A 16,763-nucleotide genomic window follows, 5' to 3' on the forward strand; every position below is an offset into this window, starting at 1 on the left:
GGGAACTGCACCGGCGACCGTGCGCGCGGTGACTGATGCTGCAAAGCGTAGACCCCGCCGAAGACCGGTGCAACAACCGGGCACCCGCGACGCGCCGCGAAGGGCCTTGTCTACCTGTGCTTTAGCGCATCCGGGTGAGGAAGATCGACTCATCCGGTCCCGGGACCGCCCGCGCCGAGGGGTTCGGCGCGCACGCCGTCGAGGTCCACCGGCAGCCGGTGCGCGGTGAACCCGGTCAGCGGCAGGTCTTCCGGCAGCGCGCCCGCCCCGGTGGGCAGCGCGAGCACGGTGGGTCCCGCACCGGAGATCGCGGCCGCGATTCCCGCTTCCCGCAAGGCATCCACCAGCCGCATCGACTCCGGCCACGCCGGTCTGCGGTACTCCTGGTGCAGCCGGTCGGCCGACGCGTCCAACAGCAGGTCAGGACGGGTGCCGATGGCGTGGACGGCCAGCGCGGCGCGCCCGGCGGCGAAGGCGGCGTCGCGGTGCGGGACCCGCTCCGGCAGCAGTCCCCGCGTCGTCCCGGTCGACGATGTGACCTCCGGCACGAACGCGATCGGGGCCAGGTCCGGGTGCGGCTCGACGCGCACGGCCCGGTGCTTGGCGCCGTCGTGCCAGGCGATCACCGCACCGCCGTAGAAGCTCGCGGCCGCGTTGTCGGCGTGTCCTTCGAACTCCGCCGCGAGGTTCAGGGCTTCGTCCCTGAGGTCACTGTCGTCGAGCTTGTGCCCGGCGAGCGCGTAGCCCGCCGCGACCCCCGCGACGACGGCCGCCGCGGAGGATCCGAGCCCCCGCGCGTGCGGAATCTTGTTATGACATCGAAGCCGTAGGCCGGGCGCGTCGAACCCGCAGGCGTCGAACGCGGCGCGGACGGCCCGCACGACGAGGTGCGAGGAGTCGGCCGGGACCTGGCCGACGCCCTCCCCGGCGACCTCGATCAGCAGGCCGTCGTCGGCGACCTCGACCTCCAGCACGTCGTGCATGGCCAGCGCCATGCCCAGCGCGTCGAAGCCGGAGCCCAGGTTGGCCGTCGAAGCGGGAACCGTCACCCGGACGGCAGAGTTCACGGCGGTCCTCACCTCAGGTCGAGCGCGGCGGCGATGACGCCCGGCTCCACCGGAAGCGCCTCCACCTCGGGCATGTCGCGCAGTGCCGTGTCCGGGTCCTTGAGGCCGTGACCGGTCACCGTGCAGACCACAAGGGCTCCCTTGGGCATTCGCCCGTCGCCCGATGTGAGCAACAGTCCGGCGACGCTCGCGGCGGACGCCGGCTCGACGAACACGCCCTCGCGCGCCGACAGCACCCGGTAGGCGTCGAGGATCTGCTCGTCGGTGACCGCGTCGATCAGGCCGCCGGAGTCGGTTTTCGCCGTCATGGCGCCGTTCCACGACGCGGGGCTGCCGATCCGGATCGCCGTGGCGATGGTCTCCGGGTTCGAGATCGGCGTGCCGTGCACCAGCGGCGCCGCGCCCGCGGCCTGGAAGCCGAACATCCGCGGCGCGGACTCGACGACGCCGTCCGCCGCGTACTCCGAATAGCCCTTCCAGTACGCGGTGATGTTGCCCGCGTTGCCGACCGGCAGGCAGTGCACGTCGGGCGCCCTGCCGAGGACGTCGCAGATCTCGAACGCCGCGGTCTTCTGGCCCTCGATGCGCACCGGGTTGAGCGAGTTGACCAGCGAGATCGGGTACTCCGCCGCGGTCTTGCGCGCCAGCTCCAGGCAGTCGTCGAAGTTGCCGTCCACCTGGAGGATGCGCGCGCCGTGCGCCACCGCCTGGGCCAGCTTGCCGAGCGCGATCTTGCCGCGCGGCACCAGCACCGCGCTGGTCAGCCCGGCCCTGGTGGCGTAGGCCGCGGCGGAGGCGGAGGTGTTGCCGGTGGAGGCGCAGATGACGGCCTTGCTGCCCTCGGCGAGCGCGTGCGTCATCGCGACCGTCATGCCGCGGTCCTTGAAGGAGCCGGTGGGGTTGTGCCCCTCCACCTTCAGCAGCACCCGGCAGCCGGTCAGCTCCGACAGGTGCGGGGCCTCCAGCAGCGGGGTCCCGCCCTCGTGCAGCGTCACGACCCGCGCGCCGTCCGGGACGGCCACCCGGTCGCGGTAGGCGTTGATGATCCCCGGCCAGCCCGCGCTGACCGGGCTGATCGGACTGTGCGTTGCGGTCACTGTTCCTCGCCCTCGACACGCATCACGCTGACCACCTCGCGCACCACGGGCAGCCCGGCGACTTTGTCCACTGTGGACCGAAGGGCGGCGTCGGGGGCGGCGTGGGTGACCACCACCAGGCTCGCCGAGGGCTCGTGGTCACGGCCCTCCTGCCGCACCGCCGCGATGCTCACGCCGTGCTCGGCGAAGACCGCGGCCACCTGCGTCAGCACGCCCGGTTGGTCGGCGACGTCCAGGCTGATGTGGTAGGCCGTCTCCGTCTGGCCCATCGGCCGGACCGGTAGTTCGGCGTAGGCCGACTCACGGGGTCCACGGCCGCTGGCCACCCGGTTGCGGGCCACCGCGACCAGGTCGCCGAGCACCGCGCTCGCGGTCGGCGCGCCCCCCGCTCCCTGGCCGTAGAACATGAGCTGACCGGCCGCGTCGGCCTCGACGAAGACGGCGTTGAACGCACCGCCGACCCCGGCCAGCGGGTGCGACTTCGGGATCATCGCCGGGTGCACGCGAACCGAGACGGCCTCGTCGCCGCCCGCGTCGGTGACGCGCTCGCAGATCGCCAGCAGCTTGACCGTGCGGCCGAGCGAGCGGGCCGCGGCGATGTCGGCCGCGGTCACCGCGGAGATGCCCTCGCGGTGCACGTCCGCGGCGGTGACCCTGGTGTGGAAGGCGATCGAGGCCAGGATCGCCGCCTTGGCCGCGGCGTCGAAGCCGTCGACGTCGGCGGTCGGGTCGGCCTCGGCGTACCCGAGCCTGCTCGCCTCCTCCAGCGCCTCGGCGTAGCCGGAGCCGGTCGCCTCCATCGCGGAGAGGATGTAGTTCGTGGTGCCGTTGACGATGCCCATCACCCGGGTGATCCGGTCCCCGGCGAGGGACTCGCGCAGCGGGCGCAGCAGCGGGATGGCACCGGCGACCGCGGCCTCGAAGTAGAGGTCGGCCCCGGAGTCGTCGGCGGCGGTGAACAGCTCGCCGCCGTTCTCCGCCAGCAGCGCCTTGTTCGCGGTCACCACCGACTTGCCCGCCGAGAGCGCGTCGACCAGCAGCGTGCGCACCGGCTCGATCCCGCCGATGACCTCGACCACCACGTCCACGTCCGCGCGCGCGACGAGCGCGGCGGCGTCGGTCGTCAGCAGCTCGGCCGGGACGTCGCGGTGCTTGTTCGGCCTGCGGACCGCGATGCCGGTCAGCTCGACCGGGGCTCCGACGCGGGCGGCCAGGTCGTCGGCCTGTTCGTGCAGCAGCCGCACCACCTCGGTGCCGACCGTGCCGCAGCCGAGCAGCGCGACCTTGATCGGCTCTGCCGCGGTCGGTTTCGACACTGTGCTACTCAACTCACGCCTCCAGGCGGAAGAGGTCTTCCTCGGTCTCCCGCCGCAGCAGCACCCGGGCCTGGCCGTTGCGCACGGCCACGACAGCGGGCCTGACCAGCCGGTTGTACCCGTTGGCCATGGCGTAGCAGTAGGCGCCGGTCGCGGCCACCGCGAGCAGGTCGCCGGGCGCGATGTCACCCGGCAACCAGCAGTCTCGCACCAGAACGTCCCCGGACTCACAATGCTTGCCCACTACTCGGGACAGCACCGGCTCGGCCTCGGCGGAACGGGACACCAGGCGGCAGTCGTACTCGGCGTCGTAGAGCGCCGTGCGGATGTTGTCGCTCATCCCGCCGTCGACGCTGACGTAGCGCCGCCGCGTGCCACCGCCCAGCTCCAGGTCCTTGATCGTCCCGACCTCGTAGAGGGTGACCGTGCCGGGGCCGACGATCGCCCTGCCGGGCTCGACGGCCACCTTCGGAACGGGGATGCCGGCCAGGCCGCACTCGCGCTCCACGATGGACAGCAGCTGCTCGGCGAGCTTGGCCGGCGGGGGCGGGTTGTCCGTTGGCAGGTAAGCGATACCGAGCCCGCCGCCGAGGTCCACAGTGGACAGATCGGCCAGCGCCTCCGCGCCGTGCTCCGCGCGCAGCCGCGCGAGCAGGCCGATCACCCGGTGCGCGGCGATCTCGAAGCCGTCCGCGTCGTAGATCTGCGAGCCGATGTGGCTGTGCAGGCCGACCAGCGACAGGCCCTCGGCCTTGAGCACTCGCGCGGCGGCGTCGGCGGCGTCACCGGAGGCGAGCGAGAAGCCGAACTTCTGGTCCTCGTGCGCGGTGGCGATGAACTCGTGGGTGTGCGCCTCGACACCGACCGTGACGCGGATCATCACCGGCTGGACGACGCCGCGCTCGCGGGCGATCTGGTCCAGCCTGGCGATCTCCAGGAACGAGTCGACCACGACGACGCCGATCCGCTCCTGCACCGCCGCGGTCAGCTCGGCGACGGACTTGTTGTTGCCGTGCAAGGCGATCCGCTCGCGCGGGAAGTCCGCGCGCAGCGCGATGGCCAGCTCGCCGCCGCTGCACACGTCGATGCCGAGGCCCTCCTGGGCCACCCAGCGGGCGATCTCCACGGACAGGAACGCCTTGGAGGCGTAGTGCACCAGCGCGGGGTCGCCGAAGGCCTCGGCGTGCTCGCGGCAGCGGGCGCGGAAGTCGTCCTCGTCCATCACGAACAACGGCGTGCCGTACTGCTCGGCGAGGTCGCGGGCGTCCACCCCGGCCAGCTCCACCGCGCCCTGCTCGGTGCGGCGGGCGTTGCGCGGCCAGACGTTGGGGTGCAGCTCGTCCTGCTCGGCGGTGGAGACGGGACGGGGCCCGGCGGTGTTCGCCGGGACGATGACATCGGCGTGCCGGGGACCGGCGGGGTGCGCTCTCACATTCGCTCCGGTGCGCTCACGCCCAGCAGGGCAAGTCCGTTGGCCAGCACCTGACGGGCGGCGGCGCACAGGTGCAGCCGCGGCACGGCGACCGGGCTGATCTCCTCGTCACCGCGCGGCAGGATCCGGCAGGAGTCGTAGAACTTGTGGTAGGCCGCGGCCAGCCCCTCCAGGTAGCGGGCGACGCGGTGCGGCTCGCGCAGCTCGGCGGCGGAGGCCAGCACCCTGGGGAACTCGCCGAGCGTGCGGATCAGGTCGCCCTCGCGCTCGTGGGTGAGCAGCGACAGGTCAGCGTCGGCCACGTCGCCCAGCTCGATGCCCAGGTCCGCGGCGGTCCGGCCGAGCGAGGCCAGCCGGGCGTGCGCGTACTGGACGTAGAAGACCGGGTTGTCGCTGGTCCGCTTGCTCCACGTGTCCAGGTCGATGTCCAGGGTGGAGTCCGCGGAGGCGCGGATCATGGCGTAGCGGGTCGCGTCGACGCCGATCGCGTCGACCACGTCGTCCATCGTCACGACGGTGCCCGCGCGCTTGCTCATCCGCACCGGCTTGCCATCGCGGACCAGGCTGACGAGCTGGCCGATCAGCACCTCGACCGTCGACGGGTCGTCCCCGGCCGCGGCCGCGGCGGCCTTGAGCCGGGCGATGTAGCCGTGGTGGTCGGCGCCGAGCATGTAGATGCACAGGTCGAAGCCGCGGGCGCGCTTGTCCTGGAAGTAGGCGATGTCACCGGCGATGTAGGCCGGGGCGCCGTCGCTCTTGATGACGACGCGGTCCTTGTCGTCGCCGTAGTCGGAGGACCGCAGCCACCAGGCGCCGTCCTTCTCGTACAGGCTGCCCTGCGCCTTGAGCTTCTCGACGGCCCGCTCCACCGCGCCGGACTGGTGCAGGGAGTTCTCGTGGAAGTAGACGTCGAAGTCGGTGCCGAACTCGTGCAGGCTCTTCTTGATCTGCTCGAACATCAGGTTCACGCCGACCCGGCGGAAGGTCTCGTCCCGCTCGGCCTCGGGCTGCTCCAGCGCGCCCGGCTCGGCCGCGACGACCTGGCTCGCGATCTCGCCGATGTACTCGCCGCCGTAGCCGTCCTCCGGGGCGGGCTCGCCCTTGGCGGCGGCGACCAGCGACTTCACGAAGCGGTCGATCTGCGCGCCCGCGTCGTTGAAGTAGTACTCGCGGGTGACCTCGGCGCCCTGGGCGCTGAGCACCCGGCCGAGGGCGTCGCCCACCGCGGCCCAGCGGGTGCCGCCGAGGTGGATCGGGCCGGTCGGGTTGGCGGAGACGAACTCCAGGTTGATCCTGCGCCCGGTCAGCGCCGTGCCCCTGCCGTACTCCTCGCCCGCCGTCAGCACGGCGCGCACCAGTCCGGCGGTGGCGTCGGCGGCCAGCCGCAGGTTGACGAAGCCGGGCCCGGCGACCTCGGCGGAGTCGATCGCGTCGGTCCCGCCGAGCGCGGCCGCCAGCTCGACGGCCAGTTCGCGCGGGTTGACCCCGAGCTTCTTGGCGATCTGCATCACGAGGTTGGTGGCGTAGTCGCCGTGCTCGGGGTTGCGCGGTCGCTCGACGGTCACCTGGGCCGGCAGGACCGAGGGGTCGAGACCACGGGCGGTCAGGACGTCGACGGCGGTGGAACGGACCAGTTCGGCGAGGGCAGCGGGGGTCACCGCTCAAGTCTAGGGATACCCGATCGGAGCAGCGAACGCGCTTCCCCCGCTCCCGTCTGGTGGGAGCGCGAATAGTCCGTTGAGCTGACCCGGGCTTGACCTGCCGTCCTTAGACTGGCGCGCGGTTGACGAGCGATCAGGGACGGGGACCGAGGGCATGGCCAGCGGCAAGAACAGCAAGCAGGCGCGGCGGGAAGCCAGCGCGGCTCGCGCGGCGGCGGCGATCAAGAAACCGACACCGTGGGGCCTGATCGCGGCGATCCTCGTGGTCGTGGTGTTCGCGGGCGGTGTGTTCGGCTTCGTCTACTTCCAGCACGCGGAGAAGCAGTCCAAGCTCGACGCGCTCGCCCCGTTCACTCCGTCGCAGTCCAACCAGGACCCGTCGAAGCAGATCGAGGGCGTGGTCTTCAAGGACTACAAACCGCAGAGCCACGTCTCCCCCGCCGACCGCGTCGCCTACGACCAGTCCCCGGCCTTCGGCGGCCCGCACGACGGCTACTGGGCGGCCTGCATGGGCAACGTCTACGAGCGGCCGGTGCGCACCGAGAACATGGTCCACTCGCTGGAGCACGGCGCGGTGTGGATCGCCTACCACCCGGAGAAGGTCACCGGGGCGGCGCTGGAGACGCTGAAGAAGAAGGTCGTCAACCAGCAGTTCATCATGATGTCGCCGTACCCGACGCTGGACCGGCCGATCTCGCTGCAGTCCTGGGGGCGCCAGCTGAAGCTGGACAGCGCCGACGACCCGCGCATCGACCAGTTCGTCCACGCGCTGCGCCGCAACCAGTTCACCTACCCCGAGCTGAACGCCTCCTGCGACGCGCTCGGCCCCGGCGCGTTCGACCCGGACAACCCGCCGCCGTTCGACGCCACCCCGCCCGGCCCCGACGCCAAGCCGATGAACTACGAGCCGCCCGCCCCGCCGCCGAGCGGCCAGCCCCAGCCGAGCGGCCAGCCGCAGCCCGGTTCCGGTGGCTGACGCGGTCGTGCCCGATCCCGCCGACGAGATCGGGGCGGACCGGGCTCACTCGGAGACCTCCACAGGCATGCGCGTGCTCGTCGTGTCCGTCGCGGTGCTGGCGGTCCTGCTGCTCGGCGCGGCGGGCGGGCTGCTGATCGGCCTGCCGGGCGGTCACGGCGTGCCCGCGAGCAACTCGGTCGACGTGGGCTTCGCCCAGGACATGAGCGTGCACCACCGGCAGGCGGTGCAGATGGCGGGCTGGGCGCGCGACCACAGCACCGACCAGGCCATCCGGCAGATCGCCTTCGACATCGAGACCAGCCAGCTCGGCCAGGTCGGCCGGATGGAGGGCTGGCTCGGGCTGTGGGACAAGCCTGAGCTGCCCGCCTCCGGCAAGTACATGAAGTGGATGACCGGGGCGGAGGCGGCGGCGCACGGGCACGGCGCGACCAACCCGAACGACCCGGGCGTGGACACCATGCCGGGCATGTACACCCAGCAGGAGTGGCAGCGCCTGCGCTCGCTGTCCGGGCGCGCGCTGGATGTGATGTTCCTCCAGCTGATGCTGCGCCACCACCAGGGCGGCGCGCAGATGATGGAGTACGCGGCGAAGTACGCGACCAACCCCCAGGTGAAGAACCTGGCGCAGAGCATGTTGCTGTCGCAGGGGAAGGAGACCGAGACCCTGCGCAACCTGCTCACCGCGCGGGGCGGTCAGCCGCTCCCGATGAACTGATCCCCTGACGCGCAACGCCCCTCGCCGACGCCGGTGCGGGGCGTTTCGCTTGCCAGGACGGCGACGGCGGGGTACCTTCGGCTCATCTGCTCTTGCTGGATGACATCCCGATTCCCACAAGAGATCTGATCGCTCCTCCTCCGCGCGATGACCGCGTGTCGACCGGGAGCCGTACCTCTCGCCACGGCCGAAGCCCGTCGCGTCCGTCCTCTGTGGACCGACCGCCTCCGGCCGCGATCAATGCTGTCCGGAAGGACCGACACCATGAACACCATCACCGGTTTCCTTGACGTACAAGGAAAATCAGCCTCACTGCAGATCGAGTGCGGGGACCGCGTCCCGGTACCCGCGAGCCTCGTGCGCAGGCACGCCCTCCGCCGCGGCGACACCGTCAGCGGTCCCGCCGACGACCGCGGCGCACTGTCCGAAGTGGACACCATCAACGGCGTTCCGCCGGAGAACTCCCGCGACAGAGCCACATTCGGCGATCTGACCCCGATCCACCCGAACGAGCGGCTGCGCCTGGAGACCGAGCCGCACCGGCTCACCACCCGTGTCGTCGACCTCGTCATGCCCGTCGGCAAGGGCCAGCGCGCCCTGATCGTCGCACCGCCGAAGGCGGGGAAGACCACTGTGCTGCGGGACATCGCGCACGGCATCAGCAAGAACCACCCGGAGTGCCACCTGATGGCCGTGCTCGTCGGCGAGCGCCCCGAGGAGGTCACCGAGATCCGGCGCTCGATGCCCGGCGAGGTCGTCGCCTCCACCTTCGACCACCCGCCCGCCGAGCACATCGCCTCGGCGGAACTGGCGATCGAGCGGGCGAAGCGCCTCGTGGAGACCGGCCGCGACGTCGTGGTGCTCCTGGACTCGCTGACCCGGCTCGCTCGCGCGTACAACCTCGCCGCCCCCGGTTCCGGGCGCATCCTCAGCGGCGGCGTCGACGTCAGCGCGCTGCACCCGCCCAAGCGGTTCCTCGGCGCCGCGCGCAACATCGAGGGCGGCGGCTCTCTGACGATCTTCGCGACCGCGCTCGTCGAGACGGGTTCGGCCGGCGACGGCGTGACCTACGAGGAGTTCAAGGGCACCGGCAACGCCGAGCTGAAGCTCGACCGCAGGGTGGCCTCGCGCCGCGTCTTCCCCGCCGTGGACGTCCAGCAGTCCAGCACCCGCCGCGACGACCTGCTGCTCACGCCGGAGGAACTGGCGATCACCGGCAGCCGCCTCCGCCGAGCGCTGAACACCCGCGAGCACAACGCGATCGACCACCTGCTGGACGGTCTCCGCAAGACGCCGACCAACGCCGAGTTCCTCATGCAGCTCGCCGCCCACCAGCCCCGCTGACCCCGACCCCCTCTTGCCGGGGTTCGGAGCGCGACGCGGTTGCGCGGGCGCGGTTCGCCTGGGACGCAGCGGCTTCCGCGGGCGAGGGTGGCTTTCGCACGGCCAGGGGGAACCCCCACTTTCAACGCTGCCATGGCGAGGAAAGGGCAGCAAGCGCCGCGTGTGGTGTGGGCGGAATCCATTTCACGCCAGCGGAACGGTGGGCGGGGACTTGAACTCCAGCCACGTGCTGTCCGTCACCGCAACGACAGAATGCGGCACGCCGCGCGGGTGCACGACGACCTCTCCCGCGCGCAGCTCCACCGGTTCTCCGGCGAGCGTGCCGGTGACGTGGCCGCGCATCAGGTACACGTGGCTGTCGTGGTCATGACTGTGCACGGGACTCGCCACACCCGCGGGATAGGTGATCTCCAGCAGCACTCCGTGCGCACTGCTCGCGCGCACCCGGTACCGGCCTTCACCGCCGAGCATGGACAGGCCCTCAACGACCCGCAGCGGCTTCCACTCCGTCATCCCCCGAGCTTGACACGAGTCTCCGTAACGATGTTTTATAACATCGTTCCCAAACGAGCGCGGAGACCTCCATGACCATCCACCTCAGCCCGGCGTCGCAGGTGATCGCCGGTGTCGTGCTGCTGTCCGTCGTGACCATCGAGGTCGGCGGCTGGTTCCTCACCAAGATCGCGCGCGGCGCGGTCCCGATGACCAGGTTCCAGAAGGACTTCGCGCGGGCCGGGCACGCGCACGCCGGAGTGCTCGTCACGCTCGGGCTGATCTGCCTGGTGCTGGCCGACGCGACCGCGCTGGACGGTTTCGCGGGATACGTGGCGAGGGCGGGCGTGCCGCTCGCGGCGATCCTGATGTCGGCGGGCTTCTTCGCCTCCTCCGCCGGGCGCGGCGAGGTGACCCGGCCGAACAAGCTCTTCGCCGTGGTGTGGCTCGGGGCGCTCGCACTGGCCGCGGGCGTGGTCACGCTCGGGATCGGCCTGCTGACCGCATGAGAGCGGCGGCTGGTCGCCCGGCCGCCGCCCGAAGACCCACCGAGTCGATCAGTTGTACGCGTGCAGGTGCCAGCGGAACTTCGGCGGCCAGCCGTGCACCTCGAGCTTGCACTCGGCCCCGGCGATGCCGTCGCGGATCTTCCTGGCCTCGACCTCGCACGCGTCGAAGGACTTGAAGTACCTGTGGGTCGGGTAGGCCGACGCGCTCAGCGGTGTGACCGCGAGCAGGCCCGCGACCGCGACGCCGACGAAAACGGCCTTTGCAGCTCGCACCATGAATCTCGCTCCCCAGTGTGAAGTGACGAACAGGGGTTGGACTGTTCGGCTCCGCGGTCGGTTGCGTCTTCCCTTCGCTGTCACCACATCCGGGGGCACGAGCCGCTCTCCCGGCGGCGATGGCTAGCGTCTGCGTTCATGAGCGAGCAGAAGCGCCTTGCCCCCGGTGACACCGCGCCGGGATTCACCCTCCCCGACGCCGACGAGAAGCCGGTGTCGCTTGCCGACTTCAAGGGCAAGCACGTGGTCGTCTACTTCTACCCGGCCGCGAGCACGCCGGGCTGCACCAAGCAGGCGTGCGACTTCCGGGACAGCCTCGCCGAGCTCAACGACGCCGACTTCGCGGTGCTCGGGATCTCCCCGGACAAGCCCGCGAAGCTGGCCAAGTTCCGCGACGCGGAGGGACTGACCTTCCCGCTGCTGTCCGATGTGGACAAGACCGTGCTCACCGAGTGGGGAGCCTTCGGCGAGAAGCAAATGTACGGGAAGACCGTCACCGGGGTGATCCGCTCGACCTTCGTCGTCGACCCGGACGGCCTGATCACCAAGGCCATGTACAACGTGCGCGCTACCGGCCACGTCGCGAAGCTGCGGCGCGAGATCGGCGTCTGACCCGATCCGAGGCAACCTGGCTGACCAGGGCGTCCGTACGGCGCGACCGGGCGGGAAGTTGCCGCTCCCCACCCACAACTTTCGGGTGAACGGCTCCCGTACCACCGGTCGTGAGACCCATGGTTGTCCTGGTCAGCGCGGCCGTCTCCGCCGTGCTGCTGACGTGCGCCGCCCTGTTCGCCTCCGCGGGCGGGGACCCCGTGCCCGACGTGGCCTTCCCCGAGGTCGTGGCCGCCACCTCGCAGTCACCCGTGCCCGAGTACCGGGCGGCGGTCCCCGAGCCGTCCAAGGCGCCCGCGCCGCGCAACCCCTCGCGGCAGGGTGCACACCCGTCCCCAGACCAGGTGGTGCGCGCCGCGCTCCGCAGGGCGGCCGGTCCGGCGACCGTGTCCGCGCAGGTGTTCGACCGGCGGAGCGGTACCTCGCTGTTCGAGGAGGGAGCGGACCGCACGTTCCGGTCCGCGTCGCTGGTCAAGCTCATGATCGCGATCGACGCCCTCGAACGGGGCACGCAGCGCCCGAACAGCACCAAACTGACCCAGATGCTCTCCCTCAGCCACGACGCCGCGGCCAGTGAGCTGTGGGTGGCCGGGGGCGGCGGTCAGATCGTCCGCAGGGTGGCCGCCCGGCTGGGCCTGGACGCGGAGCCGCCCCAGCCCGACGGGCGCTGGGGCAACACGATGATCTCCGCACGGGACGTCGTGAAGATCTACGACCACATCCTCGACCAGGCACCCGACGCGATCATGCCCGCACTGCACGCCGCCCCCGCGATCGCCGCGGACGGGTTCGACCAGCACTTCGGCATCCCGCGCGCGCTCGACGGCCTGACGTGGGCGATCAAGCAGGGCTGGGCGGCAGGCAGCGGCAGCATGGACCTGCACACCACCGGGGTCATCGGCGCGGACCACCGCTACGTCGTCGTGGTCCTGACCAAGAGCGCGGGCGGGGCCAACTGGGGCTGGGGCTCCAAGATGGTCACCGAGGCCACCCAGGCCCTGCGCCCGCTACTGCTCCGCTAGCGCACGCAGGTGCGGCAGCAGAGCGCGCAGCGCCCGGCCCCGGTGCGACGCGGCGTCCTTCTCGGCCGGGTCCATCTCCGCGGACGTGCGGTCGGACCCCTCGGGAAGGAAGATCGGGTCATAGCCGAAACCGTTGGTACCGCTGGGTTCCCTGGTGATCGTGCCGCGCCACTCGCCCCGCACGACCAGTTCCTCGCCGCCGGGCAGCGCCAGGGCCGCCGCGCACACGAAGCCGCCGCCGCGCCGCTCGTCCGGGGTGTCGGAGAGCTGGGCGAGCACCAGCGCCGTGTTCGCGGCGTCGTCGCCGTGCCCGCCCGCCCAGCGCGCGGAGAGCACTCCGGGCATGCCGTTGAGGGCGTCGATGGCGATGCCGGAGTCGTCGGCGACGGCGGGCAGGCCGGTCGCCGCGACCGCGTCCCGCGCCTTGGCCAGCGCGTTCTCCTCGAAGGTCGCGCCGGTCTCCGGGGCCTCGGGGAACTCCGGCACGTCGTCGAGCCCGATGATCTCCACGCCGCGCACCCCCTCCGCCTCCAGGATGCGGCGCAGCTCGCCGAGCTTCTTCGCGTTCCGCGACGCGAGCAGGACCCGGGTCATGCCTTCGGCCCGGTCGGCAGCACACCGGGGTACGGCGCCGCGAGCGCTTCGGCCTGGAGCCGGGCCAGCTGCGCGCAACCCGCGAGCGCCACGTCGATCATGCGGTCCAAAGTGGACCTGGCGAAGGTCGCGCCCTCACCGGTGCCCTGCACCTCGACCAGGGTGCCCGCGTCGGTGGCGACGACGTTCATGTCGACCTCCGCGCGCGAGTCCTCCTCGTAGGGCAGGTCCAGCCGCACCCGCCCGTCCACAACCCCGACGCTGACCGCCGCGATCGAGCAGGACAGCGGCTTCGGGTCGGCGAGCTTGCCCGCCGCGCCCAGCCAGGTGACCGCGTCGGCGAGCGCCACGTAGGCGCCGGTGATCGCCGCGGTGCGGGTGCCGCCGTCTGCCTGGATCACGTCGCAGTCGATCGCGATGGTGTTCTCGCCGAGCGCCGACAGGTCGATGCACGCGCGCAGCGAGCGGCCGATCAGCCTGCTGATCTCGTGCGTGCGCCCGCCGACGCGGCCCTTGACGGACTCGCGGTCGCTGCGGGTGTGCGTCGCGGAGGGCAGCATCGCGTACTCGGCGGTGACCCAGCCCTTGCCCGAGCCGGTGCGCCACCGCGGCACGCCGTCCTGCACGCTCGCCGCGCACAACACCTTGGTCTTGCCGAACTCCACCAGGACCGAACCCGCTGGCCACTCCTGGAAGCCACGGGTGATCCGGATCTCGCGGAGGGCATCGTCGTTTCTGCCGTCGGTACGCGCCACGCGCCTACATTAGGCGTTCACCGGATCGGCTTGTCGTTGAACCACCCGGAGCCGACGCGCGTTGAATACCTACATGGTGCTCGCACAGGACTTGACCACCGTTGACGGACTGCCGCTGCACCCGCTCGTCGTGCACGCCGTCGTGGTGCTGCTGCCCCTCGCCGCGGTCGGCGCGACCCTCATCGCGCTGCGCCCCGCCTGGCGCCGCCGCTTCGGCTGGCCGGTGCTCGCGATGACCGTGCTCGGTGTTGCCTCCGTCCCCATGGCGACCTTCAGCGGCGACCAGCTCAACGCGGCGATGGGCGGCGCGAACCCGCTCATCGCCGAGCACTCCGCCCTGGCGTCCGTGCTGATGCCGCTCGCGATCGGCTTCGGCGTCGCCGTGCTGGTGCTCGTGTTGTCCGGACGGGTCTCCGACCGGGAGCCGGACCCCACGGACTCACGGGCCCGAGTGTGGCGTCTTGCGAGCGTCGCCGCCGCCGTGCTCACCGTGGTGCTCGCGGTAGCCACCACGGTGCAGGTCGTGCGCACGGGGCACACGGGCTCAACGGCGGTTTGGGAGGGCCGCGTGCCTACGGGTGGCAGCTGAGCCGTTCTGCGGGCCGATGGGATACGTGACGCCTTGTTCAGCGAGCTGGATCGGCCCGGCGAACACCGCGCGGGCCTCCCTGAGCATCGTCCTGCGGTCGGTCCACGGCGGCACGTGGGTGAGCAGGAGCTGCCGGACCCCCGCAGCCCTGGCCAGCTCTCCGGCCTCCCTGCCGGACATGTGCACGTCCACCGGATTGGCGGGGCTGTGCGGCCACGACGCCTCTGACAGCAACAGGTTCGCACCGTCCGCCAGTCGCGTCAGCGCCTCACAGGGTCCGCTGTCACCCGTGTAGACGAGGTCCTGTCCGGCGTGCGAAACGCGAAACCCGAACGCAGTGCACGGATGCGCCACGCGCGCCGCGGTCACCTCGAACGGTCCTATGTGGATAGTCCCTTCGGCGAGTGCGTGAAATTCGTACACGTCCGAGAGATCCGCTGCCACGCGCTCCTCCTCGCTCGGCGCGTACGCGGCCGCGAGGCGGGTCGGCGCCTCCTCCGGCGCGAAAACCGGCAGCCGCAGCTCCCTCGGGTCGTACGGCGGGGCCGGGTGGTACCGGCGGAGCACCGTCAGCGCGGAGAAGTCCGCGCAGTGGTCAGGGTGCAGATGTGAAAGCACTACGGCATTCACCGAGAACGGGTCGCACCGCGACTGGAGCGCGCCGAGCGCGCCGTTTCCCAGATCGATGAGCAGCCGAAAACCTTCCGCCTCAACGAGATAACCGGAGGCGGGGGCGTTCGGACCCGGAAGGCTGCCCGAGCAGCCGAGGATGGTCAGCAGCACCAGTCGAGCGTGGCACGCCCCGGCGCGCTCGCCCAGGGGTCGTTCCGGTCAACCGGTCCCCGGCACCGGTAGCAGTCCGTCACCCGAACCGGTCACCGTACCCAGCACAGGCCCGAGAAACCGGTGTGCCAGTTTGGTGAACGGCTGCGGCGGCCCCGTGGCGATGAACTCGTGGTGCGGGGGCTCGTCGCCCGGTTCCGCGAGCAGGTCCTCGGTGGTGAGCACCCGGAGGACGTCCTTCGCGGTCTCCTCCGCGCTGGAGACCAGCGTGACCGCGTCGCCCATGACGAGCTGGATCACCCCGGTCAGCATCGGGTAGTGCGTGCACCCGAGCACGACGGTGTCCACTTCCGCGCGCTGCAACGGCTCCAGATAACTCTGGGCGAGCCCGAGGATCTGCCTGCCGGAGGTCACCCCGCGCTCGACGAAGTCCGCGAAACGCGGACAGGCGACACTCGTGACGCGCGTGCCCGGCGAGACGGCGAAGGCGTCCTCGTAGGCACGGGAGGTCACCGTCGCGCGCGTGCCGATCACCCCGATCCGGCCGCTGCGACTGGTCGCCACGGCGCGCCGGGCCGCGGGCAGCACGACCTCCACCACCGGGACGTCGTAGCGCTCACGGGCGTCGCGCAGGCACGCCGCGGACGCGGAGTTGCAGGCGATGACGAGGGCTTTGACCCCGCTGGCGACCAGGCGGTCGGCGACGTCGAGCGCGTGCTCGCGGACCTTCGCGATGGGCAGCGGGCCGTACGGGGAATGCGCCGTGTCGCCGACGTAGCGCAGCCGCTCGGCGGGCAACTGGTCGAGGATGGCGCGGGCGACGGTCAGCCCGCCGACCCCGGAGTCGAGGATTCCGATCGGCGCGCTGCTCACACCCCGAGGTTACCGGGGAGTTCGGGCCTGCTCGAAGTCTGCCTGGACGCCCTCGCCACCAGCCACGCGGCGAGCACGCCGCCCACCGCGCCGAAGAGGTGGCCCTGCCAGGAGACCCCGGGCTGGCCGGGGAGGATGCCCCACAGGGCGCTGCCGTAGAGGAAGAACAGCACGACCGCGAGGGCGATCTGCAGGAAGCGCCGGGTGAGGAACCCGCGCAGCAGCAGGAAGGTCAGCCAGCCGAAGATCAGGATCGATGCCCCGGCGTGGATGGTGCCCTCGGGCGCGATCAGCCAGACGCCGATCCCGCCGACCAGCCAGATGGTCGCGGTCACCGCCACGAACTGGCCGATCCCGCCCGCCATCGTCAGGAATCCGAGCACCAGCACCGGGAGCGTGTTGGCGGCGAGGTGGTCCCAGCCGAAGTGCAACGCGGGCGCCCAGATGATCCCGGTCAGCCCGGACAGCTCGCGCGGGGTGATCCCGCCCGCGTCCAGTGCGCCGTTGGTGATCACGTCGATCAGCTCGATCAGGTACAGGGCGGCCACGAAGCCGACGATCGCGATGGCCGCCTGCTTCGGTTTCGCCGGCAGCACGCGCGCGTCGGCACGGGGCGTCGGGGTCGTTCCGGGAACTGGCTGCACCTG

19 protein-coding genes are annotated in these 16,763 nt (G+C 71.6%); 7 read left to right on the forward strand and 12 right to left on the reverse strand.

Annotated elements, in window-relative coordinates; all coding sequences use genetic code 11:
* Positions 1–149: 149 nt before the first annotated feature.
* From thrB to argS, 5 genes are read right to left on the reverse strand one after another with little or no spacing between them, the layout of a single operon-like run.
* A complete protein-coding gene (thrB, locus tag BLT28_RS21750) occupies positions 150–1,067 on the reverse strand; it encodes a homoserine kinase (RefSeq protein ID WP_030428911.1) in 918 nt (305 codons plus the stop codon).
* Between the two features lie 8 nt (positions 1,068–1,075).
* Positions 1,076–2,164 (reverse strand): threonine synthase, encoded by a 1,089-nt coding sequence (thrC, locus tag BLT28_RS21755; RefSeq protein WP_231950373.1) that lies wholly within the window; start codon positions 2,162–2,164, stop codon positions 1,076–1,078.
* Positions 2,161–3,480 carry a homoserine dehydrogenase gene (locus tag BLT28_RS21760; RefSeq protein WP_030428909.1) on the reverse strand — a complete coding sequence of 440 codons (1,320 nt, stop codon included), beginning with the start codon at positions 3,478–3,480 and terminating at the stop codon, positions 2,161–2,163. The genes thrC and BLT28_RS21760 overlap by 4 nt, the downstream gene beginning before the upstream one ends.
* A gap of 13 nt (positions 3,481–3,493) precedes the next feature.
* Positions 3,494–4,912 (reverse strand): diaminopimelate decarboxylase, encoded by a 1,419-nt coding sequence (lysA, locus tag BLT28_RS21765; RefSeq protein ID WP_030428908.1) that lies wholly within the window; start codon positions 4,910–4,912, stop codon positions 3,494–3,496.
* Positions 4,909–6,570, reverse strand: a complete 1,662-nt coding sequence (gene argS, locus BLT28_RS21770) for an arginine--tRNA ligase (RefSeq protein WP_030428907.1) — start codon at positions 6,568–6,570, stop codon at positions 4,909–4,911. The genes lysA and argS overlap by 4 nt, the downstream gene beginning before the upstream one ends.
* Before the next feature lie 157 nt (positions 6,571–6,727).
* Between argS and BLT28_RS21775 the strand changes: the two genes are divergently transcribed.
* From BLT28_RS21775 to rho, 3 genes are all read left to right on the forward strand, one after another.
* Positions 6,728–7,549, forward strand: coding sequence for a DUF3105 domain-containing protein (locus tag BLT28_RS21775; RefSeq protein ID WP_030428906.1), 822 nt, complete (start codon positions 6,728–6,730; stop codon positions 7,547–7,549).
* Complete coding sequence (locus tag BLT28_RS21780; protein ID WP_231950374.1) at positions 7,542–8,267, forward strand: DUF305 domain-containing protein; 726 nt, start codon at positions 7,542–7,544, stop codon at positions 8,265–8,267. Before BLT28_RS21775 ends, BLT28_RS21780 begins: the two co-directional genes overlap by 8 nt.
* A 264-nt stretch (positions 8,268–8,531) precedes the next feature.
* The gene (gene rho, locus BLT28_RS21785; RefSeq protein ID WP_231950375.1) at positions 8,532–9,611 is read left to right on the forward strand and encodes a transcription termination factor Rho; all 1,080 of its coding nucleotides are present in this window, start codon (positions 8,532–8,534) and stop codon (positions 9,609–9,611) included.
* A 183-nt stretch (positions 9,612–9,794) separates the two neighbouring features.
* On the opposite strand, the gene BLT28_RS21790 is transcribed toward rho, so the two are convergent.
* Positions 9,795–10,124, reverse strand: coding sequence for a cupin domain-containing protein (locus BLT28_RS21790; RefSeq protein WP_030428903.1), 330 nt, complete (start codon positions 10,122–10,124; stop codon positions 9,795–9,797).
* Positions 10,125–10,195: 71 nt separating this feature from the next.
* On the opposite strand from BLT28_RS21790, the gene BLT28_RS21795 reads away from it, so the two are divergent.
* Entirely contained in the window at positions 10,196–10,612 is a 417-nt protein-coding gene (locus BLT28_RS21795; protein WP_030428902.1) for a hypothetical protein, read from the forward strand.
* Positions 10,613–10,660: 48 nt separating this feature from the next.
* Here the strand turns inward: BLT28_RS21795 and BLT28_RS40320 are convergent, their stop codons facing one another.
* A complete protein-coding gene (locus BLT28_RS40320; protein ID WP_030428901.1) occupies positions 10,661–10,888 on the reverse strand; it encodes a hypothetical protein in 228 nt (75 codons plus the stop codon).
* A 138-nt stretch (positions 10,889–11,026) separates the two neighbouring features.
* On the opposite strand from BLT28_RS40320, the gene bcp reads away from it, so the two are divergent.
* Positions 11,027–11,500, forward strand: a complete 474-nt coding sequence (bcp, locus tag BLT28_RS21805; protein ID WP_030428900.1) for a thioredoxin-dependent thiol peroxidase — start codon at positions 11,027–11,029, stop codon at positions 11,498–11,500.
* Between the two features lie 119 nt (positions 11,501–11,619).
* Entirely contained in the window at positions 11,620–12,522 is a 903-nt protein-coding gene (locus BLT28_RS21810; RefSeq protein WP_052407171.1) for a hypothetical protein, read from the forward strand.
* Here BLT28_RS21810 and rdgB read toward each other — a convergent pair.
* Positions 12,508–13,116, reverse strand: coding sequence for an RdgB/HAM1 family non-canonical purine NTP pyrophosphatase (rdgB, locus tag BLT28_RS21815; RefSeq protein WP_030428898.1), 609 nt, complete (start codon positions 13,114–13,116; stop codon positions 12,508–12,510). The genes BLT28_RS21810 and rdgB overlap by 15 nt on opposite strands.
* The gene (gene rph, locus BLT28_RS21820) at positions 13,113–13,871 is read right to left on the reverse strand and encodes a ribonuclease PH (protein WP_030428897.1); all 759 of its coding nucleotides are present in this window, start codon (positions 13,869–13,871) and stop codon (positions 13,113–13,115) included. Before rph ends, rdgB begins: the two co-directional genes overlap by 4 nt.
* Positions 13,872–13,944: 73 nt before the next feature.
* Between rph and BLT28_RS21825 the strand changes: the two genes are divergently transcribed.
* A complete protein-coding gene (locus BLT28_RS21825; protein ID WP_030428896.1) occupies positions 13,945–14,460 on the forward strand; it encodes a DUF2231 domain-containing protein in 516 nt (171 codons plus the stop codon).
* Here the strand turns inward: BLT28_RS21825 and BLT28_RS21830 are convergent.
* Genes BLT28_RS21830 through BLT28_RS21840 form a run of 3 tightly spaced genes read right to left on the reverse strand, consistent with a single transcriptional unit; the run spans position 14,416 to position 16,760 of the window.
* Positions 14,416–15,243 (reverse strand): MBL fold metallo-hydrolase, encoded by an 828-nt coding sequence (locus BLT28_RS21830; RefSeq protein ID WP_052407170.1) that lies wholly within the window; start codon positions 15,241–15,243, stop codon positions 14,416–14,418. The genes BLT28_RS21825 and BLT28_RS21830 overlap by 45 nt on opposite strands.
* A 48-nt stretch (positions 15,244–15,291) precedes the next feature.
* On the reverse strand, positions 15,292–16,116 hold the full coding sequence (murI, locus tag BLT28_RS21835; RefSeq protein ID WP_043811056.1) for a glutamate racemase: 825 nt from the start codon (positions 16,114–16,116) through the stop codon (positions 15,292–15,294).
* The gene (locus BLT28_RS21840; RefSeq protein WP_231950376.1) at positions 16,113–16,760 is read right to left on the reverse strand and encodes a rhomboid family intramembrane serine protease; all 648 of its coding nucleotides are present in this window, start codon (positions 16,758–16,760) and stop codon (positions 16,113–16,115) included. The genes murI and BLT28_RS21840 overlap by 4 nt, the downstream gene beginning before the upstream one ends.
* Positions 16,761–16,763 lie beyond the last annotated feature (3 nt).

Origin of the sequence: Allokutzneria albata (assembly GCF_900103775.1) — a bacterium.
GTDB lineage: Bacteria > Actinomycetota > Actinomycetes > Mycobacteriales > Pseudonocardiaceae > Allokutzneria > Allokutzneria albata.